Genomic DNA, 25,526 nt, shown 5'->3' with positions numbered 1-25,526 from the left:
TACCAAAGGCCGTATTTCGGGATTAACCATTTCATGATGGACGTTCGGGACTCGACCGATACCGCTGGATGCATGCCAGTGCTGGTTGCGCGCCCGCCTGTATTCGCCGAGCCTGATGAATTTGCCAAGCCGGATCAGTTTGCCAAACATGGGCGGCTGCTGGCAGGCCGCTCCTTGCGCATCTCGGCTCTCCTTCTGCTCGCCTTTATGGCGCTGTTTGTCGCCGGCTTCGGCTGGTTCGCCAATACCGTCAGCCGCCTGACTACGCCCGCCAATCCGGCAAGGGCCGACGCTATCATCGTGCTGACCGGCGGCCAATCGCGCCTCGACGCTGCGATGGGCCTGCTTGCCTTAGGCAAGGGCGAGCGGCTGCTGATCAGCGGCGTCCATCCCTCCGCCAGCCGCCGCCAGCTTCAGGCCGCGACCGGCGGCGACAAGAGGCTGTTTTCCTGCTGCGTCGACATCGACCGCGCCGCGCTCGACACGATCGGCAATGCCGAGGAAAGTGCCAAATGGGTCGAGGACCATGCCTACGGCACCGTCATTCTCGTCACCAATAATTATCATATGCCGCGTAGCCTGCTGGAAATGGGCCGGCTGCTGCACGGCGCAAGGCTCGAGCCCTATCCGGTGGTCAACACCAACCTCGAGAATGGCGGCTGGCTGACCAAGCCGGAAGCGCTGCGCGTGCTGTTCACCGAATACAACAAATACCTGCTGGCGCTGGCGCGCGGCATCATGCCGGTGAAGCAATCGCCCAACGGCGTCACGCTGGCCGACGCCGCGGGCGGAAACTGAACGGCACCGGCACTTTTATTCCCTAGCTCTTATTCCCTGGCTGCTGCATCTGATCGCAAGCGTGCGATCTCCTGTTCGAGCCGTTCGATGCGCTTGTCGCGTTCGCCCAGCGCCGCCGCCACGTCGGCCGCTTCGAAACGCTGCGGGATGTGCTGCGAGCAATTTGAATCCCAAGCCGAAACCGTAAACAGGATGACCTGCTCGGGTCGCGCCTTATAGTCTTGCGGCATCAGCTTTGCCGTCAGCTCGGCATCGCCCTCGACGACTTGCGCTTTGCCCCAGATCTTGATGCGCTGCCGGTGCGCATAATCGATCAGGAATAGGAAAGCCTGTGGGTTGTCGCTGAGGTTGCCCTGGGTGATGAACTGCCTGTTGCCGGAAAAATCGGCAAAGCCGATCGTCCGTTCGTCGAGCACCGTGAGGAAACCGGCAGGCCCGCCGCGATGCTGGATGTAAGGCTGCCCGTCCGCATTGGCGGTCGACAGAAAGACGCTGGTCTGCGCCTCGATGAAGGCGGCGAGATCGGGCGTAATTGCCGCCTGCCAGCCGCCACGCTCCTCGACACGGGCATAGGCCTGGCGCGAGCCCTTGCGCGCCTGAATCGCCTTCACCGTCGGGGTGAAAGCAACATCGCTGGTGTGAGCGTTCATGGAAGCCTCCTCAGGCGCCGAGCTGCGCTGCATTGCTAGTCAGGAAAATACGTCCTTCCATCTTCGAGATGCAGATGCCATATCTGCAATCCATCCTTCCGCTTTCCGGAAGGGCAAATTTTCGGGAGAGCTATGGATCGCCTCCAGTCCATGTCGCTTTTCGTTGCCGCGGCGGAGACAGGCAGCCTCTCGGCTGCCGGGCGCCGCTTCGGCATTCCGCTGACGACGGTCAGCCGCAAGGTTTCGGACTTGGAAAAGCACCTGAAGACACGGCTGTTGAACCGCTCGGCGCGGCAGCTGTCGCTGACCGATGCAGGCCACGCCTATCTCGCCGCCTGTCGTCGCATTCTCGATGAGGTCGGCGAGGCCGAGCGAATAGCCGCCGGCGAATACAGCGCCCCGACCGGCGAACTGATCGTCACTGCGCCGATCGTCTTCGGCCGCCTGCATGTGCTGCCGGTCGTCACCGGCTTCCTCTCCGTCTATCCCGAGGTAGGTGTGCGGCTGACACTCGCCGACCGGATAACCCAGCTGGTCGAAGAGCACATCGACCTCGCCATCCGCATCGGCGAGCTTGCCGATTCGGCCCTGATCGCCACCCGCCTGGGTTCAATCCGCCGCGTCGTTTGCGCAAGCCCGGCCTATCTCGCCGAGCACGGCACACCGAAAACGCCGCAGGAGCTTGCAGCACACAGTGCCATCACCTTCGAAGGGCTCACCGCCGCAGCCTGGAGCTTCGCCACCGGCAAGACCGAATTCAGCGTGCCGATCCGCTCCAGGTTACGGGTCAACACGGCTGAGGCAGCGATCGATGCGGCGATTGCCGGCGTCGGCGTGACGAGGCTGCTTTCCTATCAGATTGCCGCCGCAGTCCGGTCGGGTACGCTGCGCCCGGTGCTGCAAGAGTTTGAGCCAGACCCATGGCCGGTGAGCCTCGTCCATGCCGGCCAGGGGCTACTGCCGGTGAAGCTGCGCGCATTCCTCGACTTCGCCGCCCCGCGCCTGAGACAGCGCCTGCTGCAGGCCGCGTGGGAAACGTGACGAAGACGGCCCTCGCAAGGCCGGGCCGATCGCCCGCCTCGCAGCGTTTCCTTTTTGCCGGCGCTTGGTGTAACGAACGCACACCTCCTCACCGGGCACTTGTTGTATGCTGTATTTCCGCTCGCTGGCGTTCAATCTCGCCTTTTACCTCAATCTGATCATCCAGATGATCCTCTGGACCCCGTATTATTTCCTGTCGCCGCGCCATCGCGCCTGGTTCGTGCCGAAATTCTGGTCGCGCACCAGCATGTGGCTCTACGACAAGATCGCCGGCACCAGAAGTGAGATCACCGGCCAGGAAAACCTGCCTGACGGCTCCTTCATCCTGGCGCCGAAGCACCAGTCCTTCTGGGACACGATCGCTTTCCTGCCTTATCTCGACGATCCCGTTTACATATTGAAACGGGAGCTGACGTGGATCCCGTTCTTCGGCTGGTACATTTTGAAGATGCGGATGATTCCTGTCGACCGCGGCAGCCGCTCGAAGGCATTGAAAATGGTGATCGCCGCGACCAAACAGGAATTGGCGCGCAATCCGCGCCAGCTGATCATCTACCCCGAGGGCACCCGCCGGGCGCCGGGCGACGAACCGGTCTACAAATACGGCATCGTCGAACTTTATGCCCAGCTTGGCATTCCGGTGGTGCCGGTCGCCCACGTCGCCGGCCTCTATTGGCCGCGCCGCAAATTCCTGCGCTATCCCGGCACGATCAAGGCGCGCTTCCTGCCGCCGATCCCGCCCGGCCTCGGCAAGGACGAATTCATGCAACGGCTGATCGGCGAGACGGAAGCCGCCTGCGACCAGCTTCTCGTCGAGGCGGCACAGACGCCGAACCCGCCGCCGATGCCGCCGACGGCAATGAAACGGCTTGGTGAGCTCGATGCGAAACCTGAATTGAAAGGCTGAGACACCCGCCGCGCATGCCGGAAAGGCTCACGGCAAGGCAGCCAGGGCGGCTGTTGCAACCAGCGTCAAGGCAAACACCAGATTGATGATCCGCGACGCCAGCGGTTTGCGCAGCAAATGTGCAAAAGCCGCGCCGGCGAGAAGCCACAAGAGATGAATGGCAGCAATCATCAAGGCGAGGACCGCCAGCTTGGCTGAAATAGCAAGACCGCCGGCGCCGGAAGACGCGCCGGCAAACACGGCGGCAATCGCCACATAGGCTTTCGGATTGGCAACGGCCAGAAGGAACCCGCCCAGGAAAGTGGGAAGCGCCGCCCCACCAATGCGTGCCGCCAGTGGCGGCGCCGTCGCAATCTTGAACGCCAGATAGAGGATGTAGGCTGCTGACGCGACCGCCAACAGCGCTGCGAGCTTCGGCAGCGCGGTGAGAACGGCCATGATGCCCGTCGCCACCACCAAAAGCACGAGAACCGTCCCGACAACGATTCCCGAGGCATAGCGCAGCGAACCGCGCAGGCCGAACGCGGCGCCGATCGCGGTGACGCTTATCGTCGCCGGCCCCGGGCTGCCCATGACGATGGCCGACGCCAACACAAGCGCCAGCAATCGCTGCCATAGCTGCTGATCGATAAGACCCTGTCCGGCCATGCGACGTCCCTGCATCCTGTGACGAGGCAGGGACGGTAGGGCAAGGCAGCGGCGCCGGTCTTGAACGATCGTGCGCGGCTACGCGCTGGCCTTGTCGAGCTCGGCGATATCGTCCGGGCCGAGCTGCAACGACGCGGCACGCACCAGGCTGTCGAGCTGGTCGAGCGTCGTCGCGCTGGCGATCGGGGCGGTGACGCCGGGCCGCGCCATGACCCAGGCAAGCGCCACTTCCGCCGGCCTGGCCGAATGTCTGGCCGACACCGCATCGAGCGCTGAGAGAATGCGCATGCCGCGCGCGTTGAGATAGCCTTTCACACCACTGCCGCGCGGGCTTTTGCCGAGGTCGGACTCGCTGCGGTACTTGCCGCTCAAAAATCCCTTGGCGAGGCTGAAATAGGTGATGACGCCGATGTCCTCGGCCACGCACAGATCGCGCAGCGGACCATCGAAGGACGAGCGGTCGTAGAGGTTGTACTCCGGCTGCAGCACCTCGTAGCGCGGCAGGCCCCGCAGGCTTGCTACGTCAAGTGCGGCCCGCAGCTGGGCGGCGTCGAGGTTGGAAGCGCCGGTATAACGGATTTTTCCCTTGTCGAGCAGTTTCTGGTAAGCGCCGAGCGTTTCCTCATAAGGGGTCGCCGGGTCGGGCCAGTGCGACAGATAGAGATCGACGCTATCGACCTGCAGCCTCTTCAGCGAAGCATCGATGGCCTGTTCGATATAGGCGGCGGACAGGTCCCTCTTACCCTGTCCCATATCCGAACCGACCTTGGTGATGACGACAACCTTGTCGCGGTTACCACGGCTCTTCATCCATTTGCCGATGATGGTTTCGGATTCGCCGCCTTGGTGGCCGGCAATCCAGCGCGAATAGGAATCGGCCGTGTCGATGGCGTTGAAACCGGCGTCGACAAAGCGGTCGAGCAGGTCGAACGAGGTTTTCTCATCGGCGGTCCAGCCGAACACATTGCCGCCCAGAACCAATGGCGCGATGGATAGGTCGGTGCGACCGAGACGACGTTTCTGCAAGGCTGATCTCCATGGTGATTCATGCTGGGGCGGGTGGGAGCCGCCGACCGAGCTAACCTATGTCGCACCGTGGCAACGTCAAACGCATAGCCTCTTTTCCAGCCCGCCGGCGCTTCACAAAACCGCGACCCGCCGCGCCGTGTCGGGCTTCAAGAGGCTGTCCCGAATTTCCAAACCAGTACCCTCTGGGGAAACAATCTGGCAAGTTTAGCACATAGATTGTCAAATCTGCCAATTCAGACCTTTGCCGGCCGGCCATAGGTTCCGCGGCGCCGACGCAAATCTCGGCACGGTCTGGCCAAGCCCGGACTGTTTGCCCCGGATCGTTTGTTGTGGAGACCGGCATGAAAGCAATCGTATTTGACGCCATCGGTTCGCCGCGCGACGTGCTCTACATGGACGACCTGCCGATTCCGCGCATCGGCGACGGCGAGGTGCTGGTCAGGATGGTCTCGGCTTCGATCAATCCGGGCGACTTCCTGTTTATCCAGGACCTCTATCCCGAACCGAAGAAGCCGCATTTTCCCCGGCAGGTCGCAGGAAACCATGGCGCCGGCATCGTCGAAGCCGTCGGCGCGGACGTCTTGCTGGAACCGGGCACGCTTGTCGCGTCAGCTATTATGGCAGCTGGGCCGAGTACGCGGCCATTCCCGCCGAATGGCTGATCCCGTTGCCTGCGGACTATCCGGTCGAACGCGCCGGGCAGATGGTGAACCCCATTACCGCGTGGGATCTGCTGACGGATTCCCGTGTCCGGCCCGGGCAGTGGCTGGCTGTCACGGCCGGCTATTCGTCAATTTCGACAATGGTGATGCAGTTCGCCCAACGACGCGGCATCAACGTCATCGCGCTGGTGCGGCGCTCGCACCAGAGCTTCGACCTGAAGACGCTTGGCGCCTCTGTCATTCTTGACCTTTCGGACTTGAAGGCAAGTATCCGGGAAGCGGTGATGGATATCAACGGCGGCGCCGGATTGAACGGGATTATCGACAATGTCGGCGGACCTGTCAGCGGCGAATTGATCCGCACCCTGGCGCTCGGCGGGCAGATGGTGATCAATGGCGGAATGAGTGCCGAGCGCTTCGAACTGCACAATTTCGATGTGTTGCTGAGCGGCGTCGAAATCAGGGCAAATATCTATCGCTACTTCTTTTCGCCGCCTGCCGAAGCCGACCGGCCTGTCCTACGCGAGATCATCGACATCTTTGGCCAGCCGGGCTTCCACGTTCCTGTCGGCGGTCTCCACGCGCTGACCGAGTTCAAGCTTGCGGTGGCAAACAGCCTGGATCGCGCCGACCTTGGTAAACAGATTTTCAGGATGTAGCCCGCGTCACGGCACCGAAAACATCATGATAACGATAAAAGGCGCTACGTCGCGATCCGTCTCGTCACGTCTTCCAGCCAATGATCGCTTATACCCAGTGCTTCGAGGTGCTCCAGCGTGCTGAGCACGTAATCCTTATTCCTCCCCGACTGGCCGACGGCGCCGCGAACGACGGCCGCCGCCTCGGCCGGGTCGAGCGCACCGGCATATTGCTCATGGCTGCGGTCCACGACATAGGCGACGGCGTCGACCGTCTTGCCCCCATCCGTTTCACTTTTGTCGAGGCGAACGCTGAGCACACGTTCGAGATAGACGTTGGTGACCAGCTCGCGTTCGCGCAGATAGGTGATGACCTCGTTGCGCAGCTCGCCTGGGACCCGGAACGCCAGCCCGATGCAGGAGCCTCCGCGGTCGAGGCCGAGCACCAGGCCCGGCCGTTCGCGCGTGCCGCGATGCACGAAAGAATAGACGCAGAGCGAACGGCGGTAGCCATGCAGGCGGGCACGCCGCGTCTCGACATGCGCGAATCCCGGCCGCCAGATCAGTGAGCCGTAGCCAAAAACCCAAAAATCGCCCATATCGCCAAGCCTGATTGTAACGAACCACTCCACCGGTGGTGTTTCAGTCCGTCTACCTGTTGTTGCCGCAAGCGACAGCCCGCCCGTGCCACCCGCGTTAACGAAAGCCGCAGCATGACGTCAAGTGACGAGCGCCCGCCGCCCAGCCAGCGTCGCCGCCTGTTGTGGCTTGCCGCTTTCATTCTCGTGCTGTTCGGCATCTACAGCGCGGGCTGGTTCTACCTGGCGGATCTGGTCGAGAGCGCCGCCGACAAGGCGGTCGCCGATCTCGATGACAAGGGCGTCAAGGCCGACTGTGCCAATCTCGCGGTCAGCGGCTATCCCTTCAGCTTCACCCTTTCCTGCGACAGTCTGGCTTACGAGGACGACAGCCGCAACGTCGCGGCCTCGACAGGCAAGATCAACGCCGCCACCCAGATCACGCGGCTTCTGTCGCCTGCCGCCGAGCTTAGGGGGCCACTCAGGACCTCCGTTCCCGGCATGACCCCGCTCTGGATCGACTGGGATGATCTGCGGGCCGACATGAAGCTGTCCTGGCCGCTGCCGAGACGCCTCTCGCTGCAGGCAGAAGGCCTGTCCGGCCAGACCGATCCCGCAGACGATACCGATCCCGTCTCGCTGTTCAGCGCCGGAACTGCCAGCGGGCAATTGCGCCCAAACGGCCCGGACATCGACTATGCCGGCAATTTCACCGATCTCGAAATCGACGCGGCGGCCATCGACGGGCGCGTCTTGCCGCCGCTCGATGGCAGCGGCGATGTGACGCTGAAGAACGGCGTGATGCTGATCATGGCAAACCCGAAGAGCCTGCGCGGCCTCGCGGCCGAAATCCACGAGCTCGATCTGTCGTCCGGAACTGCGCGCATCACCGTTTCCGGACCGCTGTCGGTCGATGACGGCGGTCTCATAAATGCCGATCTGACGATCAAGCTCAATGATCCAAAGGCCGTGGCGGCGATCCTTGCCACCGCCATCCCCGAGCAGAAGAAAGAGATCCAAACCGGCTTTGCCGGACTGGCGCTGCTCGGCAACCAGCCGTCGATGCCGCTGAAGATCGTCAGGGGCAAGGCCTCGCTCGGCTTCATCCCGCTCGGCAAGATCAAGCCGCTTGACTAGGCGGTCGGGACTGCGATCGGCCTGCCGCGGCTTATCCCTTCGGCGGGTGTTCGACTGCCTGGCGACCGAAATCCGGTACGTCGATGTCCTGGCCGGCCTCGATGATCGAGCGGCGGACGGCGCGGGTGCGGGTGAACAGGTCGAACAGCTTTTCGCCGTCGCCCCAGCGGATCGCCCGCTGCAGCGAGGACAGATCTTCCGAGAATCGCGCCAGCATTTCGAGGATGGCGTCCTTGTTGTGCAGGCAGACGTCACGCCACATGGTCGGGTCGGACGCCGCGAGACGGGTGAAGTCGCGAAAGCCGGAAGCCGAGTATTTGATGACCTCGGACTTGGTCACCGACTCCAGATCGTCGGCGGTACCGACGATGTTATAGGCGATGATGTGCGGCAGGTGCGAAACGATGGCCAGCGTCATGTCGTGATGCTGCGGGTCCATCGTGTCGATGTTGGAGCCGCAGCGGCGCCAGAATTCCGAGAGCCTTTCCAGTGCCGCGGGATCGGTGCCGGGCAGCGGCGTGAAGATGCACCAGCGGTTCTCGAACAGTTCGGCAAAACCGGCATCTGGTCCCGACTTTTCGGTGCCGGCCAAAGGATGGCCGGGAATGAAGTGCACGCCATCAGGCACATGCGGCTGCATCTGCGCGATCACCGATGCCTTGGTCGAGCCGACATCGGTAAGGATGGCGCCCTTCTTCAGCGTCGGCGCGATTTCCGCGGCGACGGTACCCGAAGAGCCGACCGGCACCGAAACGACGACCAGATCGGCATCGCGAACCGCCTCTTTCGCATCCGTCGTGTAGGTGTCGCCGAGGGCGAGTAGGCTCGCCCGCGCCAGCGTCGCTTCGCTGCGCGTCGAAATCGCGACTTGGCCGGCGAGCCCCTCACGGCGGATGACGCGGGCCAGCGACGAGCCGATCAGGCCGATGCCGACCAGCGCGATCTTTTCGAACATCGGTGAGGTCATGGTGTTCTAGCTTTTCAGGAATGTCGCGAGTGCGGCGACAACGCCGCGGTTGGCCTCTTCGGTGCCGATGCTCATGCGCAGCGCGTTCGGAAAACCGTAGCCGGAAACGCGCCGCAATATGTAGCCGCGCGCACTGAGGTAGTCGTCGGCGGCCGCCGCCGAATGCTTTTTGTCCTCGGGAAAGTGGATAAGGATGAAATTGCCGACGCTCGGTGTCACCCGCAGCCCAAGCCCGCTTAGTTGCTCGGTCAGCCATGCCAGCCAGGTCTCGTTATGCGCCACGCTGCGCTCGATATGGACGCGGTCGCGGATCGCCGCGATACCGGCCTCGATAGCCGTCGCATTGACGTTGAAAGGCCCGCGCACGCGGTTGATCGCGTCGATGATATGCATTGGCGCATACATCCAGCCGATCCGCGCGCCGCCCAGGCCCAACTTGGAGAAAGTGCGGGTCATGACCACGTTTTCTGCGCTACCCACCAACTCGACGCCGGCTTCATAATCGTTGCGCCGGACATATTCGGCGTAAGCTGCATCCAGCACCAGAAGCACGTTTCGCGGCAGGCCGGCATGCAGGCGGCGCACCTCCTGGAACGGCACGTAGGTGCCGGTTGGATTGTTGGGATTGGCAAGGAAGATGATCCTGGTACGCGGCGTCACCGCGGCAAGGATTGCATCGACATCGGCGCGTTCATCGGTCTCCTTGACCGTAACCGGGACGGCACCGGCCGATTGTATGTAGATCTTGTAGACCATGAAGCCGTGTTCGGTGATGATGGCTTCGTCGCCGGGCGCGAGGTAGGTCTGCGCCAGCAGGCCCAGAATCTCGTCGGAGCCGTTGGAGCAGACGATGTTCGCCGGGTTGAGCCCGTGCACCTCGGCGATCGCTTCCCTCAGACGCCTGGCGCTGCCGTCGGGATAGACCGCGAGCTTGTCGGCGACCGCGCGCGCGGCCTCTATCGCCTTTGGCGAAGGGCCGAGCGGGTTCTCATTCGACGACAATTTGTGGACCTTGGCGACACCTTCAGGCGCCGCGCTCTTGCCGGGTACATAGGCTTCGATGTCCATGATGCCGGCGCGGGGCCTTGGACGTGTCTGATCCGGTATCTGGCTCATTCCATGAAATCCGTCGAGAGTGCCTCCATCCGGAAGCCGCAGCGGAAATACAAGCCGTGGCCCGGAATGTCGAGGGGCGGCAATTCGGGATCAAGAACTTGCCGTTGACGAAGCCATGCGTCGGTCCTAGAAGAGCAGCGAAAGTTCCGTGGTGATTTGGCCGGTCGGCTTGCAGCCACGTTAAACAACTTGCTAAAGGGCCGTTTGCATCTTGTAACCGGCTTTGCGAAGGCATGGCCGGTTTTTTGTTGCCCTGGCTGGTTGTTGCCCAGACTGGCGGTGGACAACTGAAGGCGGGCAAGGAGATATGATGGTCGCTTTGCGCGCGCGAAAAACCAACAACGAGGCCGACCAGCCGTCGAGCCCGGTGTTGCGTTTCGGCGCCGACAAGCCGCTCAAGCTCGACGCCGGCACGCTGCTGTCGCCCTTCCAGATTGCCTACCAGACCTATGGCACGCTCAACGACGCGCGCTCCAACGCCATCCTCGTCTGCCATGCGCTGACCGGCGACCAGCATGTCGCCAACACCAATCCGGTGACCGGCAAGCCAGGCTGGTGGGAAGTGCTGATCGGCCCCGGCAAGATCATCGACACCGATCGTTTCTTCGTCATCTCGTCCAACGTCATCGGCGGCTGTCTCGGCTCCACCGGCCCCGCCTCGACCAATCCCGCCACCGCCAAGCCCTACGGGCTCGACCTGCCGATCATCACCATCCGCGACATGGTGCGCGCGCAGCTGATGCTGGTCGAGCATTTCGGTATCGAACAGCTGTTCAGCGTGCTGGGCGGCTCGATGGGCGGCATGCAGGTGCTGCAATGGGCCTCGAGCTATCCCGAGCGCGTCTTCTCGGCGCTGCCGATCGCCACCGGCGCCCGCCATTCTTCGCAGAACATCGCTTTCCACGAGGTCGGCAGGCAGGCAGTGATGGCCGACCCGGACTGGCATGGCGGCAAATACTTCGAGCACGGCAAGCGGCCGGAAAAGGGGCTGGCGGTGGCGCGCATGGCCGCTCACATCACCTATCTGTCGGAAGCAGCGCTGCACCGCAAGTTCGGCCGCAACCTTCAGGATCGCGAAGCCCTGACCTTCGGCTTCGATGCCGACTTCCAGATCGAGAGCTACCTGCGCCATCAGGGCATGACCTTCGTCGATCGCTTCGATGCCAACTCCTATCTCTACATGACCCGGGCGATGGACTATTTCGATCTCGCCGCCGACCATGGCGGCCGGTTGGCCGATGCCTTCGCCGGCACCAAGACGCGCTTCTGCCTGGTTTCGTTCACCAGCGATTGGCTGTTCCCGACCGAGGAAAGCCGCTCGGTCGTGCACGCGCTGAACGCGGCCGGCGCCTCGGTCTCGTTCGTCGAGATCGAGACCGACCGCGGCCACGACGCCTTCCTGCTCGACGAACCGGAACTGTTCGCCGCCATCAAAGGCTTCATCGCCTCGGCGGCGCGGGCGAGAGGGCTCGGCGCATGACCCCGAAAAGTTCCGGATTGTTCGGATCAGGACCATGCGCCAGGCAAGTGACGAGCCCATGAGCGTCAACCGCGCCCAGCGCGTCGACCTCGAGGTCATCGCCGATCTCATCCCGCCGCAGTCGCGGGTGCTAGACGTCGGTTCCGGCGACGGCCTGCTGCTCGAATTGCTGCAGGCGACCAAGAAGGTCGACGGTCGCGGGCTGGAACTGTCGCAGCGCGGCGTCAACGAATGCGTGGCGCGCGGCCTGTCGGTCATCCAGGGCGATGCCGATAAGGATCTCCAATTCTATCCCGATAAGGGCTTCGACTTCGTCGTTTTGTCGCAGACCTTGCAGGCGACCCGCAATCCGAAATTGGTGCTCGACGAACTGCTCAGGATCGGCAACCGCGCTATCGTCTCATTCCCAAATTTTGGTCACTGGCGGGTGCGCTTTTCGCTACTGTTCAACGGCCGCATGCCGGTTACCAAGGACCTGCCCTATTCCTGGTATGACACCCCCAACATCCATTTCTGCACCATTCGCGATTTCGTCAATCTGTGCGACGAGCTTGGCGCGACGGTGGAAAAGGCGACCGCGCTCGACGCCAATGGCCAGCGGATCGGCTTCTCGATGCCGTGGTGGTTCTGGAATTTTTTCGGCCAGCAGGCGGTGTTTCTGCTGAAACGATAAGAGCCAATCGTCGCGGATCGTCCCCTTATTCGAGAACGTCGGTGGCCTTGTGCGGGTGCTGGACGCCATCGACCAGGACCACGTCGGACTGAGAATTCTCGGTGCGCAGCGGCAAGATCTCCTGATAGGCGGGCGAGCGGTACCATGCACGCACCTGCTGCATGTCTGGAAATTCGATCATGACGAGGTGGCCCGGCCAGGTGTTTTCAACGACTTCCACCTCGCTGCCATGCACGATGAAGCGCCCGCCAAACGGCTCCAGCGTGGCATCGATCTTGTGCAGGTACTCGACGATCTGCGGCCCCGGCGTGACCTGGCGCATATGCGCGACGGCGTAGGCGGTCATGGCTGTACTCCCTGGTGGTCGAAGCCGGACAACCGGCTTGATGGGAGCAGTTTGCCGAGACCTTGCACGCTGGTCGATTACCCCCGAGGTAATGACACTGAATACAAAACCGACGCGCCTCTGCCGTTGCTGCTCCGAACAGGGCCGTGCGCGAGCCCTGCTGTCACCTGAAAAATATTTCCGCCTGGCGCCGATGATTTCCGCACGCCTGCGCTGTCCTTATCGATGAGCGCGCCTGGATGGTCCGGCGGCCGGGAGCAGAGAGGTGATCCATGGGATCGTTGCAAGGTCAGAATGTTGTAGTCGTCGGAGGCAGCCGCGGGGTCGGCCGCTCCATCGCGGAGGCCGCCCTCAAGGAGAGAGCGACGGTGCTGGCCGTGGCCCGCGGAAAACAGGCCCTGGCGCAATTTGCCTGGGAGGTCTCGGGCGTGAAGACGCTCGTGGTCGATGCGACGGTGGACTCCGCCCCCGATAAGGTCTTCGCCGCGCTGGAACCGGACGTGCTGGTAATCTGCGCAGGCGCTGGCCCCTTCCGCGCCGCTGCACGAACAGAACTGGAAGGCGTTCTCCGCAAATTGGGACACGGACGTCAAGGCATCGTTCCTGTTTTGCCGGGCCGCTCTGCGGCGTCCGCTCAAGCCGGGAACCCGTATCGTTCTGATCTCCAGTGGCGCGGCCTTGACCGGCGGGCCACCCAATACCGGCGGCTATGCCGGCGCAAAACGCATGCAGATGTTCCTGGCCGGTCATAGCCAGAAGGAAGCCGACCGGCTCGGCCTCGGCCTTCGCTTCATGGCGCTCGCGCCGATGCGCATCATGCCGGAAACCGGCGTGGGCAAGGCCGGCGTCGACAGCGTCGCTGCCTATATGGGCATCCAGCCGGCGGACTTCATCGCCGCCATGACCGACATGCAACCCCGGCCGACGTCGGACGGGCGGTGGTCGCGCTCGCCACCGGCCAGCCGCAAGGCAGTTCCTTCATGGTGAGCGGGAGCGGGCTTGCACCGGCCGCTTGAGGCGCGCGTAATGCAACGCTCACTCGTAACCGCACAGCCCGCATGACAGACGCTCAACCACCTCTGGAACCAGCAGGCCAGCCGATCCTCGATCGGCTGGCCTTCGAGAAGGTCACGGCCGTCCATCGCCGCGAGCTCAAGCTGCATTGCTATCGCATGATGGGTTCGCTGCACGAGGCCAACGACCTCGTCCAGGACACGTTGCTTCGCGCCTGGCGCGCCAGGTCGGAGTTCGACGGGCGGGGTTCGGTTCGCGGTTGGCTCTACATGATCGCGACCAACGCTTGCCTCAACGCCATCAATGCGAGGTCGAGGGCGCGTCGCATTCTCCGGGAACTCGGACGGCCGCCCTCGCACGGGGCGGCCGTAGGCGGGCCCGTAGCCGACATCGCCTGGCTGGAGCCCTACCCCGACGCCGAGCTTCCAGACATTGCCGGCAGCGAGCCAGGTCCGGAAGCTCGTTACGAGAGCCGCGAGGCCGTCCAGCTCGCCTTCGTCGCCGCGATCCAGGATCTGCCGCCCAGGCAGCGCGCCGCGCTGCTGCTTGCCGACGTCCTGGGATGGTCGGCTGTTGAGACGGCGCGTTTGCTGGGTGGATCGACGGCTTCGATCAACAGTGCGTTGCAGCGGGCCCGTGCAACGCTGGCGGCGCGCTATCCTCAGGGACGGCCGGCCAGCCGATCACGACCCAGCCCCGAAGAAGGCCTGCTGCTCGAACGCTACATGCAGGCCTGGCAGGCCGCCAATCTCGACAGCTTGATCGAGCTGCTGCGTGAGGACGCCATCTATACAATGCCGCCTTGGCGCGAATGGTATCAAGGCCGCGAAGCGATCCGCGGTTTCTTCGAGACCGTCTGGCCGAGGTTTGGCGGCTTCCGCACGCTGGCCACCCGGGCCAATGCCCAGCCGGCGGTCGGGGTTTATTCCCGCAGCCACGATGGCCCTGAATGGCGGGCCCATTCCCTGCACGTGTTCGACGCAGCCGAGGGCGGGATCGCTTCCTTGACGATCTTCATAGGACCGCTCGGGCCATCTCTGTTCCCGGCCTTCGGCCTGCCACCAGCCTAACCTGCCCCTGGGCTAGCCTTATCGGTCGAGTTCCGGGAAATATGGGTCCGAGAAAAACCGCCGGTCGCGCTCGCCTTGCAGGCAGTCGATCGGTGTGTCGATGCGGATCGTCCTCGGATCCACCTTGGGATACTCGATGCCGCTGACCTCGAGGATCAGTTTGCGGCGAGTGGCGGTGGCGAATTCGGAAGCAGCATAGATCGGTAGCACGAACGAGCCAGGCCCGCCGGTGACGCATTCGGCATAATACCGGTCGAGATGGCTGAAGGTGGGTGACGGGCTGATCAGGATCGGCAGCCCGTTGATGACGATGCCCTTCGCCAGCGCCGCATCGCGTGCCGTCGTGACCGGCAAGCCGGTGTTGTTTGGGCCGTCGCCCGAGACGTCGATGACGCGACGTTTGCCGGTGAAGGCCGTGCCGTTGAAAAGCTCGACGCCGAAAGCCACTGCGCCGGAAATCGAGGTGCCGCGAAAGCTTCTGAACGGGCGGGCCGCGATCTTGTCGGCGAAAGCGTTGGCGCTCTCCTTGCTGTCGACGACCTGCCAGGCAATGACCGCATCGTCGCGGATGGTGCCGGCCCATTCGAAATAGGCGATGGCGATGCGGCCGGAGGTGCCGGCACGCACGGCGTTGATGAAGTCGGGATGGCGCAGCGCCGCGACATAGCCGGCGCGCTGCAGGGCAAACTCCCTTTCATCCATCGACTGCGAGATGTCGACGGCCAGCACCAGCTCGACATCGACGGCAAGTGCATTGGCCGGCGCGGCCACGGGTGCCGCCGGGGCGCAGGCAAGGCAGGCGAGCAGGGCGAAAGCGTCAAGCATGGCCGATCGGAACGTTCCCATCTGAACGATCGCGACAGTTTTTCGCCGCGATCGCGGCGAAATAAAGCTTGGTTTCTATTTCTTTCGGCCAGCCGAGGCGATGGCCGGGGGCGGTTCGATGGCCCCTGCCCTGATACGGGCCGGCTTGAGGGCCGGTTGGCCGGCATCCTTGACGATGGTCAACGCCCGCCGGAAGAAGCGGCCATTGTGCTGGCCGCGGCCGATATTGAGGATCGCGGCGTCGGGAATGCGCTTCTCCAGCATCGACAGCACTTGCCTCAGCGTCGGGCCGTCGAACGCGTCCAGCGCCTCGTCGATAATCACCCATTTCGGCCGTCGCAAGGCGAGCCTGGCAAAGGCCAGCAGACGCTGCTCGTCGTCGCTGAGCTCACGCTCCCAGCGCGCCGACCGATCGAGCGAGGACGACAGGCGCTGCAGCCCGACATCGGCCAGCACCTCCGAGATCTCGGCATCGGCCGCCTCCGCCGCGCCGTCTGCATGGTTGAGCACCTCGCGCAGCCTGCCGAGCGGGAAATAGGGGGTGCGCGGAACAAAGATCGGCGCTTCTCCGGCCGGCATGCCGATCCGTCCGCTGCCCCACGGCCACAGACCGGCAATGGCCCGGAAGAACAGCGTCTTGCCGGCGCCCGGATCTCCGGTGATCATGACCCGGTCGCCGGCGCGGATTTCGACATGCGGCTCGGCAAGCTTGGTGCATCCCTCGGGCGAGGCGATCTCGAGTTTCTCGAAGGTCAGGCTGCCGTCCGGGTTTTCGCCGAACGAAATGCGCCTTTCCGTATCGTGCAGCGCGTCGGTGTCGCCAAGCGCGATGCGGAAGTCGGCGACCCGCATCAGCGTGGCGCGCCAATCGGCGATGCCGCCGATATTGTTGATGAACCAGCGCAGCGAGGAATGAACCTGGTTGAAAGCGCCGACTGCCATCATCAAGCCGCCAAAGCTGATATCGCCGGCGAAATAGACCGGTGAGGCGACCAGGATCGGCGCAACGACTGTGATCCAGCCGTAGGTGTCGGTAACCCAGGAAAGATTGATCTGGGCGCTGTAGATGCGCCGCATGGCGCCCAGCACCATGCCGAGATCGAATTCGAGCCGGCGTCTGGCATCGGCCTCGCCATGCGCCAGCGCGATGGCATCGACATTCTCGTTGACGCGAACCACCGAGGAGCGCAGCTCCGCTTCACGCGTATAGCGATCGTTGTTGAAGCGGATCAGCGGCCGCCCGACCAACCAGCTCAACCAGGAGGCGGTGCCGGCATAAAGGATCGCCGCCCAGACCATGTAACCGGGTATGGCCAGCGAATGGCTGCCTATGTGGAAGACGAAGCCGGAAGACAGCGACCACAAGACGCCGACGAATGAGGCAAGCAGGATGCAGGACTGCAGCAGGCCGATGCCGAGGCCGGTGGAAAGATCCGAGAGATGCGCGACATCCTGCTGCAGGCGCTGGTCGGGATTGACGCCGATGGCGCCGGCATGGGCCAGCCGGAAGGCGCGCGCCGGCCGCATCCACTCGCCGATCAGATCGAGCGTCAGCGCCTCGCGCAGCTTCAGGCGGATCATCTGGTCGAGCCAGGTCTGGCCCACGTTAAACAGAAGCAGCCCGCCGGCTATTGCCGCAAAGACCAGAAGCTGATGCAGGAAGGCCTGCATGTCGCGCCGCGCCAGCGCGTCGAAGAACGGTTGGTTCCAGCGGTTGAGCAGAACCTGCCCGACGGAGGTTGCGACAATGACGGCGACGATGCCGATTGCGGCCCAAAACAATTGTTTTCGCACTGGCGAGGTGGTCAGCGCTATCTTGATTGTTGCCAGCTGCTCACGCAGGCTGCTGGCTTCGATCGACGCGGCAAGCTTCTGGGCGCTGGCCTCGACATCCGGATGATCAGCCATGAGTGAATCCTTGCATTCGGAAGCGGTGCTGAAGCCCGGTCATAGAAATCGCCGGTCATAGAACCGATTGCGTATGCCTTCAATCGGGCAGCGAACCCGTCCGCGACAGATAGGTGAGAAAAAGCCTGCGTCGGATCACGAACGCGTCATCTTGGCGGCGCCGGACGTTTGGCCCGCGACAGTCCGGCCAAGCGTCGGCGCGCCATGCGGCGAGAGAACCGGCACGAAGACGCGGCGGGACGCGCGCTGGGCAACCGGCACGCCTTGATAAAGCCGCTTCTGCGCCTCGACGACGATAACGCCCGAAAAGATCGGCCAGAAGCGCCGGCCGGCGCGTTCCAGCACATTGTGAAACTGCATCATGAAACGTCGCGGCGACGGCGGGAAGAACAGCGCATCGGACCATGCCGCCGGCGTGAAATTCGCTTCGCGCAGCAATTCAGTGAGCTGGCCGCGCGAGAACGGCCGGCCATTGCCGAAAGGCGTATGCTCGAAGCGCGCCCAGACGCCGCGCCGGTTGGGCACAACGATGACGACACGGCCGGCCGGCGACAGCACCCGCCAGATCTCGTTCAGCGTCTCGCGCGGGTTCTCGACATGTTCGAGCGAATGGACGAGCAGCATGCGGTCGATGCAGGAATCGACCAGCGGCAGTTCCTCGTCGAACACCAGCGCGGTCGCCGTCGGCCCCGTCGCCGGCCAGACCACCGCGCCCTGTGTTGCCGGCATGAAGGCAAAGACACGCTCGGCATCGCTGCCGAAGCGTTCCAGCCACGGCAAGGTATAGCCGAGACCGACCAGCCGCTCGTTGGGCACTACGGCCCATATCGAGGACAGCGCCATGGTGATCGAGCGTTCGGCCAGGCGGCCGAGCGTGGTCGAATAAAAAGAACGGAGATCGACAATGTCTGAATGCATGCGCGGAACGGTAGCTTCGAAGCAGTCCAAGTTCAACAAAGGCAGATGACATCGGCTGGCAGGCGCCCTATGTCTGCGGCAATAAAGGGAGAGATGCGATGCCGGTCGAGATCGAACAATTCATGTGCCGCAGCGACAATTTCGGCGTGCTGGTGCACGACCCGAAAAGCGGCCAGACGGCGCTCATCGATGCGCCCGAGGAGGCGCCCATCCTGGCGGCGATCAAGCGCACCGGCTGGACCCCGACGATGATCCTGACCACCCACCACCATCTCGACCATGTCGAGGCCAATCTGGCGCTGAAGGAGCGTTTCAAGCTGCGCATTGTCGGTCCGGAAGCCGAAAAGGCAAAGATTCCCGGCATCGACGAAACCGTCGAACAGGGCTCGGTTGTCCGCCTCGGCGACGAGCGGATCGAGGTCATCGCCACGCCCGGCCACACTGCGGGCCATGTCACCTATCATCTGCCGGCGTCGAAAGTGGCATTCGCCGCCGACACGCTGTTTGCGCTCGGCTGCGGGCGGCTGCTCGAATGCAAGCCGCCGGTGATGTACGAATCCCTGAAGAAGCTCGCGGCGCTGCCGGCCGACACGGTCGTCTATTGCGGCCATGAATATACGCTGGCCAACGCCCGTTTCGCGCTGACCGTCGACCCGACCAATTCGGCGCTGAAAGAGCGCGCCGCGAAAGTCGATGCGTTGCGCGCCGACGGCAAGCCGACGCTGCCGACGACGATCGGCGAGGAACTGTCGACCAATCCGTTCCTGCGCTGGCACGATCCGGCGATCCGCAGACATCTCGGCCTGGAGAAGGCCTCCGACGCCGAAGTGTTCGCCGAGATCCGCAAGCGCAAGGACAATTTCTGAGCGGCGCCAGGAGCTAGGGTCATGACCAGTTCCGCCGAAATCATCGCTCTGCTCGGCCTGAAGCCGCATCCGGAAGGCGGCTGGTATGCCGAGACCTTTCGCGACGGCGCGGCAGGCACGCGCGGCCATTCGACGGCGATCTATTTCCTCCTCGAGAAGGACCAATTGTCGGCCTGGCACCGGGTCAAGGACGCGGCCGAGGTCTGGCATTTCTATGACGGTGCGCCGCTGGCGCTGTCGATACATCGAGAAGGCGGTCCCGGCATCGAGGAGATCCTCGGTACCGGGCTCGCTGCAGGCGAGCGGCCGCAGATCGTCGTGCCGGCAGGCTGGTGGCAGTCGGCACGCAGCCTCGGCGAATGGACCTTGGTCGGCTGCACTGTGGCGCCGGGTTTCGATTTCGCCGCCTTCGAACTTGCCGAACCAGGCTGGCTGCCGGGAACCCCATAGGCACCTAGCCCAGCAGGAAACCCAGCGTGATCGCCAGCTGGCCGACGTAATACAGCGCCCATGCCGCATGGCGCACCCAAATGCGGTGCGGCGAGATGGCGGGCAGCAGGAACTTTTCCGCGGCATGCAGCCCGTCGGACAGGATGAGCAGGACGATGCCGCCAATGACCCCGACGCTGTTCAGGGTGAGCGCCGCAATGCCCATGGCAAGCAGTGCCGCGGCATGCACGCCAATCGGCAAACGCAAGGCGGGGCCGACGCGGCGCCGGAGCGCGAAAACCATCGCCAACACCAACACGGCCATCGCCAGCACGATCGCTGCTCGCCACGGCTCGGCCAAAAGCAGCCCGAGGCCGCCGCCGGCACGCAGGAACAGCACGACGTAAAGCACGTGCGCGGCAAGAAAACTGGTTGCGCCGCCAAGAAATGCCTTCTCGCCGTCGCGCGACAGGAGGGCGTCGCCGACGGCGCTGACGCCGAGTGCGGCGACGAGCAGCCATGGACCGCCCTGCTGCACGACCAGCACCGCAAGCATCGCCACCGCCAACGTCCTTGCCGCCGACCGCGAAAGGCGCGGCGGCATGCCGAGGCTGAACGCGTAAATCACCGCCGCCGCCAGCGAAAACACCAGCGTCGCATTGGCATTGGCATCGATGCCGCCGGGAAACGGCATCAAGCGTTTGCCTCGCTCGTAGCCCTCTTGCGCAGGAACAGCGATTTCGCCGCGAGTGCCGCGCCGCCGGTGATCAGCACGCAGGCGGCGAGGATGCGCCATGACGGCTGGGCGAAGCCGGCGGCGATCAGCACCAGGGTGGACAGCAGCGGCGCGGCATAGCTCGCCGCCCCCAGCACCTGGATGTTGCCGCGCTTGACGCCGATGTCCCAGGCATAGAACGCCGCCCCCACCGGCATCAGACCGAGGCCGAGCACGGCCAGCCACTGGCCGGCGCCGGCGGGCAGCACCGTCTGTTCAAGCAATAGGTGGCAGACCAGCGAAAGGACCGCGGTGGCGGCGCAGAACCAGGTAACGATGCTGGTCGGCACCGACGGGAAGCGCCGCGACAACAGCGAATAGGACGACCACAGCACCGCACAGACGCCGGCCATGGCGTAGCCGAAGGCATAACGCGCGTCGAAGGCAAGCCCGCCACCTTTGGTGACGATCAGGACCGTGCCGGCAAGGCCGAGCAGCGCGCCGGCGACGTGATTCCAGGCCAGCCGCTCGCCCGGCATCAGCGCCGACCCCAGCACGATCAGCAGCGGCCACAGATAGGCGATCAGGCTGGCCTCGACGGCCGGCGCATTGCGCAGCGCGGTGAAGTAGAAGAAGTGGTAGCCGAACAGGCCGGCAATGCCGATCACCCAGACCTGGCGCGGTATCTTCGCGGCGCCATCGGCTGCCGGCATCAACAGCCGGGCAACCAGCCCGACGCAAGTGCCGATCGTAAAGGTGATTGCCGAAAGCAGGAACGGCGGCACGGCGCCCGAAGCATCCGTAAGCAGCGCCAGCAGCGCCCACATGGCGACCGCGGAGAAGCCGATCAGTGTTGCGCGCGCCATACCCGTCGCCCCGTGCCCCGTTGGCGGCGCACCATCACGCCTATTCGTTTGCTTCGAACCGCTCCGCGCTGATCGTCAACGGACCGATTTGCGTGCTGACCGTGGCGCGGATCGGCGCATATACGCCGCTTTGGCCGACTGGTGCAAACGTCACCATGATGCGGCTGCGTTTCTTCAGGTAGTTCAGCGCTTTGCGGTTCTTGCGGTAACCGGCCACCGGCTCGAAGCCCAGCCTGCAAGTGACCGTATCGCCCTTGTAGCCGGCCACCGAAATCGACCCTTTGGACTCGTAGGTCAATTTGAGATCGGCCCGCATTTCGCCGTCATAGAGCTTCACCGTGCGCCCGCAGACCTGGTCGAGGCTGTCGGCATGGATGACGGTCGCGGCCATGGGGTCGAGGACCGATACGAGATCGCTGCCGGCCAGCGGTATCCAGTTGTTGGGATTGCGCTTCTTCGGCTCAGGCACGACCTTGGTCGAGGTGACGACGCCGTTGGCAAACCGGATGTCGATCATCGATGCCTTCTTGCCGGAGGTGTAGTCGGCGTGGAACGCTTGCGGCTGCAACCGCTTGCCCGAAACCTTGCCCTTCGACGAGATCGTACCTCGCGTATCGTCGAACAAAGTGGCGAGGCCGGCAGCGGAGACGCTGCCCTCGATCGAATAGGTGTCGCCCTCGTAATGGCTGGAGAATTTCGCTTTGGCCACGGAAAGGCCGAGGAACGATACCGAATACTCGCCCGTGAAGGATTGCGGCTCAGCGGCCGAAACCGTCGTCGACAGCGCGACGGCCATCAGCACGACCAGGGCATGGAGGAAAGAACGAGGCATGGCGGGTCCTTGGTTGTCGACCGGACGGGCGGCTCCGGTCTGGCATGTCCCTGTGCGACCGCTTATAGGCTGAATTCCGGCCTTAATGTGAAAGGCGGCGTCGGCAGGGAACGCTGGGGAGGGTCCAGGGCCAGAAAAAAACCCGCCTCGGCGGGCGGGTCGTCGGTGCGAATCAGCACCATACCTAAATTAGTAGCATAGCTGCCGGCACAAAGCAAGAACAAAATGCGGCCATCGACGAATTTGCGGATCTGCCTCGGCCCGGATGAGGGAAAGGGTTGCGGCTTCACTCCGGCTTGGGCTCCTCGCCCCACGAAAGTGGGGAGAGCGCAACCATCATGCGGTGGGCGAGGAACCCAGGTCTTGAGAGAACTGCGGGACAGCAATATCTCCTCCAGAAGAGGGCGATCAGCAGCTTCACTGACGACACCTACTCCGAAAGTGCGATTCCCCATCCCCGAAGCAACCCCCAAGCTTGACGCCTCGGCGAAATGCAACTATGGAACGCCAACTTTTTCCATGAGGCCGCCTGACCGAAACCGCGCGCCACCCGGCGCGGGTCGAATGTTTGGCCAGGACCGAGAACCGAAGGTTAGTATCATGTCCCGCACTTGCGAACTCACTGCCAAGGCAGTCATGTCCGGCAACAATGTGAGCCACGCCAACAACAAGACCAAGCGTCGCTTCCTGCCCAATCTCGTCAATGTGACGCTGATCTCGGAAGCGCTGAACCAGAATGTGCGCCTGCGCATTTCGGCCAACGCGCTGCGTTCGGTCGAGCATCGCGGCGGTCTCGATGCCTTCCTGGCCAAGGCCGATGCCAAGGAATTGTCGCAGCGCGCCCGCCTGTTGAAGAAGCAGATCGCCAAGAAGCTCGCCGAACAGCCGGCCGCCTGAGTTTTTCGGCGGCAGCCGCCTTCCAGGGCGTGACCCGGGTTCCGGATCGCGTTCCGCTGGTTCCATTACCCAGGATAAAAAAATGATCTTCCTCTCGCGGTACCTGCCCTTCGTGGCGGCCATGGCGCTCGTCGTCGTGGCCTCGAACATCCTCGTGCAGTTCCCGATGCAGGGTGCTATCGGCGGATTGTCGTTGGCCGACATCCTGACCTGGGGCGCCTTCACCTATCCGTTCTCATTCCTGGTCACCGATCTCGCCAATCGCCGTTATGGGCCGGCGGTGGCGCGCAGGATCGTCTTTATCGGCTTCATGACAGCGGTGATCTGCTCGATCGTCATCCCGCCGCTGCTGTTTCGCCACGGCCTGATCGAATTCGAGACCGCCGCCGACCGGCTGGTGCGCATTGCCGCGGCCTCGGGCGCCGCCTTCCTCACCGCGCAGTTGCTCGACGTCACCGTGTTCAACCGGTTGCGCCGGCAGAGTTGGTGGCGCGCGCCGATTGTCGGCACGCTGGTCGGCTCTGTCTTCGACACGGTGGTGTTTTTCACCGTCGCCTTTGCGGCGGCTTTCGCCTTCGCCGGACCGAACGACGGCTTTGCGTTGGAAACCGCGCCGCTGATGGGTGTGTTGCCGGTCGAGACGATGCGCTGGGTATCCTGGGCGCTCGGCGATCTCAGCGTCAAGCTGGTCATAGCGGTGGTGGCGCTGATCCCCTACCGGCTGCTTGCCGCCCGCTGGAGCCAGCCGGCACTGGCAGCATGATCCCGAAAAGTGGGAACCGGTTTTCGGACAAGATCATGCTCAAAGACTATCGAGCATGATCCCCTGGCTTCAACTGGACTCGGCAAAAACGCCTGACGGCGGACAGGAACTCCGCCTGAAGCGGCGCGGCGGCGAATTCTCGATCATGCTTGGCCCGAACGAGCTGATGAACAGCCGGCTCAGCGATTCCGAAGAGGCGCTTGCGAAACTGTCCTGCCAAAGGATTGCCGGCCGCCGGACCCCAAACATCCTGATCGGCGGCCTCGGCATGGGCTTTACCTTGCGCGCGGCGCTGGCCGAGCTCGGCGACGGTGCGCAGGTCGCCGTTGCCGAACTGGTGCCGGCAGTCGTGATTTGGGCGCGCGGCCCGATGGCCGAGGTTTTCGACGGCTGCCTTGATGACCGGCGCGTCAGCATTCGCGAGGCCGATGTCGGTCAGCTCATCCGTTCGGAAGCATCGACCTGGGACGCGATCCTGCTCGATGTCGACAATGGCCCCGAGGGCATCGTCTACAAGGCCAACGATGCGCTCTACAGCGCAGCCGGCCTGATCAGCGCGAGAGCAGCTCTCAAGCCCGGCGGTGTGCTGGCGGTCTGGTCGCAGGGCCCTGACGCAGGTTTCACCCGAAGGCTCAAGCAGGGCGGCTTCACGGTCGAGGAGGTCAAGGTGCGGGCTCACGGCAAGCGCGGCGCCCGGCACATCGTCTGGCTCGCGACCAAGGGGCAATAGGCCACCTCGCAATCCGGGCGGGCCTTGTGGTCACCGCCCGCCACGCCGACGAACCTCTACTTCGCCTTCTGAAGCTCGGCGGCGAGCGCCTGCAGCAGCCCGCGTGTGCCCTCCTCGCGCCCTTGCGCTGAATCGACGCCATCGAAGAACGCACCCTGTTCGGTATAGGTCAGGCGGGTGCCCTCGCCGGAAGGTGCAAGCTCGACCGTGGTGAGCGACGCCGACAGCGGCTGCGCCCCGACCGCCATCCGGTATGAAAATACGATGCGCCGGTCAGGGACGATGTCCTGGAACTGCGCATCGAGCCTGATCTCCGGGCCGCCCTGGTAGCTGAACCGCGAAACCTCGCCACCGCCGACACGGAAATCGAAGGTGAATTCGGCGATGGTGAACCCGTCGCCTTCGACGCGCCAGCGCCGCACCGTCGCCTTGTCGGCAAAGGCGAAGAAGACGCTCTCGGGCGATTGCGGATAGGTCCGCTCGATCGTGAAGGTCGAATGGATGACGGAGTGCTCGTCGTTAACCGGGGCAATCTGGTTCATTTCTTGTCGTCCTTTTCCTGCTCGTGGAGTGTTGCTTTCGGTTGGTCAGTCTCCGCCAGGATCTGGCCGAGACGGTCGAGCTGGCGTTCGGCGGGCGCGCGGCGATCCAGTCGGCGAGCGGGGCTAGCCCGCCGGGCTCGATCCGGCAGGTGCGCACGCGTCCGACCTTCTCGCTGCGGATCAGCCCGCACGCTTCCAGCGCCTGGAGGTGCTGGAGCACGGCGGCGAAGGTCATGCCGAACGGCTCCGCCAACTGGCTGACGGTGGCCGGCCCGCGGCTCAGCCTTTCCAGGATTGCCCGGCGCGTCGGCTCGGCAAGAGCCCGCAGGATGCTGTCGATCTCGGAATACTTAAGCATGGACTTGAGTATTTCGCCGATGACACCAACTGTCAAGTCACGACTAAAGTATTTTTGCAAATGGTGAGAGCCGGCTGGAAAACCCGCGACGCGGGTCATTGCCAGAGAAAATCGCCAGGGGAA

At 63.8% G+C, this 25,526-nt stretch carries 31 protein-coding genes and 1 riboswitch; of the genes, 16 read left to right on the top strand and 15 right to left on the bottom strand.

The window, feature by feature from the left end; genetic code table 11:
• Positions 1–33 precede the first annotated feature (33 nt).
• Positions 34–798: a YdcF family protein gene (locus NKI63_RS09565; RefSeq protein ID WP_352687400.1), complete on the top strand. Its 765-nt coding sequence runs from the start codon at positions 34–36 to the stop codon at positions 796–798.
• A gap of 29 nt (positions 799–827) precedes the next feature.
• Here the strand turns inward: NKI63_RS09565 and NKI63_RS09560 are convergent, their stop codons facing one another.
• Complete coding sequence (locus NKI63_RS09560; protein ID WP_352471424.1) at positions 828–1,448, bottom strand: pyridoxamine 5'-phosphate oxidase family protein; 621 nt, start codon at positions 1,446–1,448, stop codon at positions 828–830.
• Between the two features lie 132 nt (positions 1,449–1,580).
• Here NKI63_RS09560 and NKI63_RS09555 point away from each other — a divergent pair, with 132 nt between their 5' ends.
• Together NKI63_RS09555 and NKI63_RS09550 are read left to right on the top strand one after the other, a co-directional pair.
• Positions 1,581–2,489 carry a LysR family transcriptional regulator gene (locus NKI63_RS09555; protein WP_352687398.1) on the top strand — a complete coding sequence of 303 codons (909 nt, stop codon included), beginning with the start codon at positions 1,581–1,583 and terminating at the stop codon, positions 2,487–2,489.
• A 106-nt stretch (positions 2,490–2,595) separates the two neighbouring features.
• Positions 2,596–3,396, top strand: a complete 801-nt coding sequence (locus NKI63_RS09550) for a lysophospholipid acyltransferase family protein (protein ID WP_352687396.1) — start codon at positions 2,596–2,598, stop codon at positions 3,394–3,396.
• A 27-nt stretch (positions 3,397–3,423) separates the two neighbouring features.
• Here NKI63_RS09550 and NKI63_RS09545 read toward each other — a convergent pair whose 3' ends face one another.
• Entirely contained in the window at positions 3,424–4,044 is a 621-nt protein-coding gene (locus NKI63_RS09545) for a LysE family translocator (protein WP_352687394.1), read from the bottom strand.
• Between the two features lie 78 nt (positions 4,045–4,122).
• Positions 4,123–5,070: an aldo/keto reductase gene (locus NKI63_RS09540; RefSeq protein WP_352821215.1), complete on the bottom strand. Its 948-nt coding sequence runs from the start codon at positions 5,068–5,070 to the stop codon at positions 4,123–4,125.
• 344 nt (positions 5,071–5,414) lie between these two features.
• On the opposite strand from NKI63_RS09540, the gene NKI63_RS09535 reads away from it, so the two are divergent.
• Both NKI63_RS09535 and NKI63_RS09530 read left to right on the top strand, forming a co-directional pair.
• Positions 5,415–5,735, top strand: coding sequence for an alcohol dehydrogenase catalytic domain-containing protein (locus NKI63_RS09535; RefSeq protein ID WP_352821212.1), 321 nt, complete (start codon positions 5,415–5,417; stop codon positions 5,733–5,735).
• A 5-nt stretch (positions 5,736–5,740) separates the two neighbouring features.
• Positions 5,741–6,394, top strand: a complete 654-nt coding sequence (locus NKI63_RS09530) for a zinc-binding dehydrogenase (RefSeq protein WP_352821209.1) — start codon at positions 5,741–5,743, stop codon at positions 6,392–6,394.
• Between the two features lie 44 nt (positions 6,395–6,438).
• Here the strand turns inward: NKI63_RS09530 and NKI63_RS09525 are convergent, their stop codons facing one another.
• The gene (locus tag NKI63_RS09525) at positions 6,439–6,972 is read right to left on the bottom strand and encodes a gamma-glutamylcyclotransferase (protein WP_352687388.1); all 534 of its coding nucleotides are present in this window, start codon (positions 6,970–6,972) and stop codon (positions 6,439–6,441) included.
• A gap of 114 nt (positions 6,973–7,086) precedes the next feature.
• On the opposite strand from NKI63_RS09525, the gene NKI63_RS09520 reads away from it, so the two are divergent.
• On the top strand, positions 7,087–8,088 hold the full coding sequence (locus NKI63_RS09520) for a DUF2125 domain-containing protein (protein ID WP_352687387.1): 1,002 nt from the start codon (positions 7,087–7,089) through the stop codon (positions 8,086–8,088).
• A gap of 31 nt (positions 8,089–8,119) precedes the next feature.
• Here the strand turns inward: NKI63_RS09520 and NKI63_RS09515 are convergent, their stop codons facing one another.
• Positions 8,120–9,055: a prephenate/arogenate dehydrogenase family protein gene (locus NKI63_RS09515; protein WP_352687385.1), complete on the bottom strand. Its 936-nt coding sequence runs from the start codon at positions 9,053–9,055 to the stop codon at positions 8,120–8,122.
• Positions 9,056–9,061: 6 nt separating this feature from the next.
• Positions 9,062–10,171 (bottom strand): histidinol-phosphate transaminase, encoded by a 1,110-nt coding sequence (gene hisC / locus NKI63_RS09510; RefSeq protein WP_352687383.1) that lies wholly within the window; start codon positions 10,169–10,171, stop codon positions 9,062–9,064.
• Positions 10,172–10,309: 138 nt separating this feature from the next.
• Positions 10,310–10,387, top strand: a riboswitch (SAM riboswitch).
• 94 nt (positions 10,388–10,481) lie between these two features.
• Here hisC and metX point away from each other — a divergent pair.
• The gene (metX, locus tag NKI63_RS09505) at positions 10,482–11,651 is read left to right on the top strand and encodes a homoserine O-acetyltransferase MetX (protein WP_292661143.1); all 1,170 of its coding nucleotides are present in this window, start codon (positions 10,482–10,484) and stop codon (positions 11,649–11,651) included.
• Between the two features lie 58 nt (positions 11,652–11,709).
• On the top strand, positions 11,710–12,324 hold the full coding sequence (gene metW / locus NKI63_RS09500) for a methionine biosynthesis protein MetW (protein ID WP_352687412.1): 615 nt from the start codon (positions 11,710–11,712) through the stop codon (positions 12,322–12,324).
• Between the two features lie 25 nt (positions 12,325–12,349).
• Here the strand turns inward: metW and NKI63_RS09495 are convergent, their stop codons facing one another.
• The gene (locus NKI63_RS09495; RefSeq protein WP_352687381.1) at positions 12,350–12,670 is read right to left on the bottom strand and encodes a DUF1330 domain-containing protein; all 321 of its coding nucleotides are present in this window, start codon (positions 12,668–12,670) and stop codon (positions 12,350–12,352) included.
• 272 nt (positions 12,671–12,942) lie between these two features.
• Here NKI63_RS09495 and NKI63_RS09490 point away from each other — a divergent pair, with 272 nt between their 5' ends.
• The 3 genes from NKI63_RS09490 to NKI63_RS09480 all read left to right on the top strand — a co-directional run bounded on the left by NKI63_RS09490 (position 12,943) and on the right by NKI63_RS09480 (position 14,754).
• Positions 12,943–13,422 (top strand): SDR family NAD(P)-dependent oxidoreductase, encoded by a 480-nt coding sequence (locus NKI63_RS09490; RefSeq protein WP_352821203.1) that lies wholly within the window; start codon positions 12,943–12,945, stop codon positions 13,420–13,422.
• Positions 13,397–13,657, top strand: a complete 261-nt coding sequence (locus NKI63_RS09485) for a hypothetical protein (RefSeq protein ID WP_352821200.1) — start codon at positions 13,397–13,399, stop codon at positions 13,655–13,657. The genes NKI63_RS09490 and NKI63_RS09485 overlap by 26 nt, the downstream gene beginning before the upstream one ends.
• 71 nt (positions 13,658–13,728) lie before the next feature.
• Positions 13,729–14,754: an RNA polymerase subunit sigma-70 gene (locus tag NKI63_RS09480; RefSeq protein WP_352821198.1), complete on the top strand. Its 1,026-nt coding sequence runs from the start codon at positions 13,729–13,731 to the stop codon at positions 14,752–14,754.
• Positions 14,755–14,772: 18 nt separating this feature from the next.
• Here NKI63_RS09480 and NKI63_RS09475 read toward each other — a convergent pair whose 3' ends face one another.
• The 3 genes from NKI63_RS09475 to NKI63_RS09465 form a co-directional block, all read right to left on the bottom strand.
• On the bottom strand, positions 14,773–15,579 hold the full coding sequence (locus tag NKI63_RS09475; RefSeq protein ID WP_352687375.1) for a DUF1194 domain-containing protein: 807 nt from the start codon (positions 15,577–15,579) through the stop codon (positions 14,773–14,775).
• 75 nt (positions 15,580–15,654) lie between these two features.
• Entirely contained in the window at positions 15,655–17,487 is a 1,833-nt protein-coding gene (locus NKI63_RS09470; protein ID WP_352687374.1) for an ABC transporter ATP-binding protein/permease, read from the bottom strand.
• Positions 17,488–17,622: 135 nt separating this feature from the next.
• Positions 17,623–18,405, bottom strand: coding sequence for a class I SAM-dependent methyltransferase (locus NKI63_RS09465; RefSeq protein WP_352687372.1), 783 nt, complete (start codon positions 18,403–18,405; stop codon positions 17,623–17,625).
• Between the two features lie 98 nt (positions 18,406–18,503).
• Between NKI63_RS09465 and gloB the strand changes: the two genes are divergently transcribed.
• Together gloB and NKI63_RS09455 are read left to right on the top strand one after the other, a co-directional pair.
• A complete protein-coding gene (gene gloB / locus NKI63_RS09460) occupies positions 18,504–19,271 on the top strand; it encodes a hydroxyacylglutathione hydrolase (protein WP_352821193.1) in 768 nt (255 codons plus the stop codon).
• Between the two features lie 21 nt (positions 19,272–19,292).
• A complete protein-coding gene (locus NKI63_RS09455; protein WP_352687368.1) occupies positions 19,293–19,721 on the top strand; it encodes a cupin domain-containing protein in 429 nt (142 codons plus the stop codon).
• A gap of 4 nt (positions 19,722–19,725) precedes the next feature.
• Here the strand turns inward: NKI63_RS09455 and NKI63_RS09450 are convergent, their stop codons facing one another.
• From NKI63_RS09450 to NKI63_RS09440, 3 genes are read right to left on the bottom strand one after another with little or no spacing between them, the layout of a single operon-like run.
• Positions 19,726–20,394, bottom strand: coding sequence for a lysoplasmalogenase family protein (locus NKI63_RS09450; RefSeq protein WP_352737943.1), 669 nt, complete (start codon positions 20,392–20,394; stop codon positions 19,726–19,728).
• Positions 20,394–21,281: an aromatic amino acid exporter YddG gene (yddG, locus tag NKI63_RS09445; protein WP_254816632.1), complete on the bottom strand. Its 888-nt coding sequence runs from the start codon at positions 21,279–21,281 to the stop codon at positions 20,394–20,396. Before yddG ends, NKI63_RS09450 begins: the two co-directional genes overlap by 1 nt.
• Before the next feature lie 40 nt (positions 21,282–21,321).
• A complete protein-coding gene (locus NKI63_RS09440; RefSeq protein ID WP_352821188.1) occupies positions 21,322–22,113 on the bottom strand; it encodes a DUF3108 domain-containing protein in 792 nt (263 codons plus the stop codon).
• Positions 22,114–22,713: 600 nt separating this feature from the next.
• Here NKI63_RS09440 and rpmB point away from each other — a divergent pair.
• The 3 genes from rpmB (at position 22,714) to NKI63_RS09425 (ending at position 24,503) form a co-directional block, all read left to right on the top strand.
• Positions 22,714–23,010, top strand: a complete 297-nt coding sequence (gene rpmB / locus NKI63_RS09435) for a 50S ribosomal protein L28 (RefSeq protein ID WP_006328411.1) — start codon at positions 22,714–22,716, stop codon at positions 23,008–23,010.
• An 82-nt stretch (positions 23,011–23,092) separates the two neighbouring features.
• Entirely contained in the window at positions 23,093–23,773 is a 681-nt protein-coding gene (locus tag NKI63_RS09430; protein ID WP_254816630.1) for a queuosine precursor transporter, read from the top strand.
• A 55-nt stretch (positions 23,774–23,828) separates the two neighbouring features.
• Positions 23,829–24,503, top strand: a complete 675-nt coding sequence (locus tag NKI63_RS09425) for a polyamine aminopropyltransferase (protein WP_352821185.1) — start codon at positions 23,829–23,831, stop codon at positions 24,501–24,503.
• 56 nt (positions 24,504–24,559) lie between these two features.
• On the opposite strand, the gene NKI63_RS09420 is transcribed toward NKI63_RS09425, so the two are convergent.
• The gene (locus NKI63_RS09420; protein WP_352687358.1) at positions 24,560–25,045 is read right to left on the bottom strand and encodes an SRPBCC family protein; all 486 of its coding nucleotides are present in this window, start codon (positions 25,043–25,045) and stop codon (positions 24,560–24,562) included.
• Positions 25,023–25,502, bottom strand: coding sequence for an ArsR/SmtB family transcription factor (locus tag NKI63_RS09415; RefSeq protein ID WP_502900466.1), 480 nt, complete (start codon positions 25,500–25,502; stop codon positions 25,023–25,025). The genes NKI63_RS09420 and NKI63_RS09415 overlap by 23 nt, the downstream gene beginning before the upstream one ends.
• Positions 25,503–25,526 lie beyond the last annotated feature (24 nt).

The sequence above is a fragment of the Mesorhizobium sp. M0410 genome (assembly GCF_040321435.1).
GTDB lineage: Bacteria > Pseudomonadota > Alphaproteobacteria > Rhizobiales > Rhizobiaceae > Mesorhizobium.
Note: the sequence above shows the minus strand (reverse complement) of the source record. Positions and strands in the feature narration are given on the sequence as shown.

What these genes read in the sequence shown, in the direction of transcription:
- NKI63_RS09455 (WP_352687368.1), top strand. Translation starts at nt 19,293, where the DNA reads ATGACCAGTTCCGCCGAAATCATCGCTCTGCTCGGCCTGAAGCCGCAT.
- gloB (WP_352821193.1), top strand. Translation starts at nt 18,504, where the DNA reads ATGCCGGTCGAGATCGAACAATTCATGTGCCGCAGCGACAATTTCGGC.
- NKI63_RS09495 (WP_352687381.1), bottom strand. Translation starts at nt 12,670, where the DNA reads ATGACCGCCTACGCCGTCGCGCATATGCGCCAGGTCACGCCGGGGCCG.
- NKI63_RS09475 (WP_352687375.1), bottom strand. Translation starts at nt 15,579, where the DNA reads ATGCTTGACGCTTTCGCCCTGCTCGCCTGCCTTGCCTGCGCCCCGGCG.
- NKI63_RS09525 (WP_352687388.1), bottom strand. Translation starts at nt 6,972, where the DNA reads ATGGGCGATTTTTGGGTTTTTGGCTACGGCTCACTGATCTGGCGGCCG.
- NKI63_RS09560 (WP_352471424.1), bottom strand. Translation starts at nt 1,448, where the DNA reads ATGAACGCTCACACCAGCGATGTTGCTTTCACCCCGACGGTGAAGGCG.
- NKI63_RS09450 (WP_352737943.1), bottom strand. Translation starts at nt 20,394, where the DNA reads ATGCCGTTTCCCGGCGGCATCGATGCCAATGCCAATGCGACGCTGGTG.
- NKI63_RS09430 (WP_254816630.1), top strand. Translation starts at nt 23,093, where the DNA reads ATGATCTTCCTCTCGCGGTACCTGCCCTTCGTGGCGGCCATGGCGCTC.
- NKI63_RS09550 (WP_352687396.1), top strand. Translation starts at nt 2,596, where the DNA reads ATGCTGTATTTCCGCTCGCTGGCGTTCAATCTCGCCTTTTACCTCAAT.
- NKI63_RS09425 (WP_352821185.1), top strand. Translation starts at nt 23,829, where the DNA reads ATGATCCCCTGGCTTCAACTGGACTCGGCAAAAACGCCTGACGGCGGA.
- NKI63_RS09465 (WP_352687372.1), bottom strand. Translation starts at nt 18,405, where the DNA reads ATGCATTCAGACATTGTCGATCTCCGTTCTTTTTATTCGACCACGCTC.
- metX (WP_292661143.1), top strand. Translation starts at nt 10,482, where the DNA reads ATGGTCGCTTTGCGCGCGCGAAAAACCAACAACGAGGCCGACCAGCCG.
- yddG (WP_254816632.1), bottom strand. Translation starts at nt 21,281, where the DNA reads ATGGCGCGCGCAACACTGATCGGCTTCTCCGCGGTCGCCATGTGGGCG.
- NKI63_RS09485 (WP_352821200.1), top strand. Translation starts at nt 13,397, where the DNA reads ATGCAGATGTTCCTGGCCGGTCATAGCCAGAAGGAAGCCGACCGGCTC.
- NKI63_RS09480 (WP_352821198.1), top strand. Translation starts at nt 13,729, where the DNA reads ATGACAGACGCTCAACCACCTCTGGAACCAGCAGGCCAGCCGATCCTC.
- NKI63_RS09440 (WP_352821188.1), bottom strand. Translation starts at nt 22,113, where the DNA reads ATGCCTCGTTCTTTCCTCCATGCCCTGGTCGTGCTGATGGCCGTCGCG.
- rpmB (WP_006328411.1), top strand. Translation starts at nt 22,714, where the DNA reads ATGTCCCGCACTTGCGAACTCACTGCCAAGGCAGTCATGTCCGGCAAC.
- NKI63_RS09520 (WP_352687387.1), top strand. Translation starts at nt 7,087, where the DNA reads ATGACGTCAAGTGACGAGCGCCCGCCGCCCAGCCAGCGTCGCCGCCTG.
- NKI63_RS09545 (WP_352687394.1), bottom strand. Translation starts at nt 4,044, where the DNA reads ATGGCCGGACAGGGTCTTATCGATCAGCAGCTATGGCAGCGATTGCTG.
- NKI63_RS09535 (WP_352821212.1), top strand. Translation starts at nt 5,415, where the DNA reads ATGAAAGCAATCGTATTTGACGCCATCGGTTCGCCGCGCGACGTGCTC.
- hisC (WP_352687383.1), bottom strand. Translation starts at nt 10,171, where the DNA reads ATGAGCCAGATACCGGATCAGACACGTCCAAGGCCCCGCGCCGGCATC.
- NKI63_RS09415 (WP_502900466.1), bottom strand. Translation starts at nt 25,502, where the DNA reads ATGACCCGCGTCGCGGGTTTTCCAGCCGGCTCTCACCATTTGCAAAAA.
- NKI63_RS09490 (WP_352821203.1), top strand. Translation starts at nt 12,943, where the DNA reads ATGGGATCGTTGCAAGGTCAGAATGTTGTAGTCGTCGGAGGCAGCCGC.
- NKI63_RS09420 (WP_352687358.1), bottom strand. Translation starts at nt 25,045, where the DNA reads ATGAACCAGATTGCCCCGGTTAACGACGAGCACTCCGTCATCCATTCG.
- metW (WP_352687412.1), top strand. Translation starts at nt 11,710, where the DNA reads ATGAGCGTCAACCGCGCCCAGCGCGTCGACCTCGAGGTCATCGCCGAT.
- NKI63_RS09515 (WP_352687385.1), bottom strand. Translation starts at nt 9,055, where the DNA reads ATGACCTCACCGATGTTCGAAAAGATCGCGCTGGTCGGCATCGGCCTG.
- NKI63_RS09470 (WP_352687374.1), bottom strand. Translation starts at nt 17,487, where the DNA reads ATGGCTGATCATCCGGATGTCGAGGCCAGCGCCCAGAAGCTTGCCGCG.
- NKI63_RS09555 (WP_352687398.1), top strand. Translation starts at nt 1,581, where the DNA reads ATGGATCGCCTCCAGTCCATGTCGCTTTTCGTTGCCGCGGCGGAGACA.
- NKI63_RS09565 (WP_352687400.1), top strand. Translation starts at nt 34, where the DNA reads ATGATGGACGTTCGGGACTCGACCGATACCGCTGGATGCATGCCAGTG.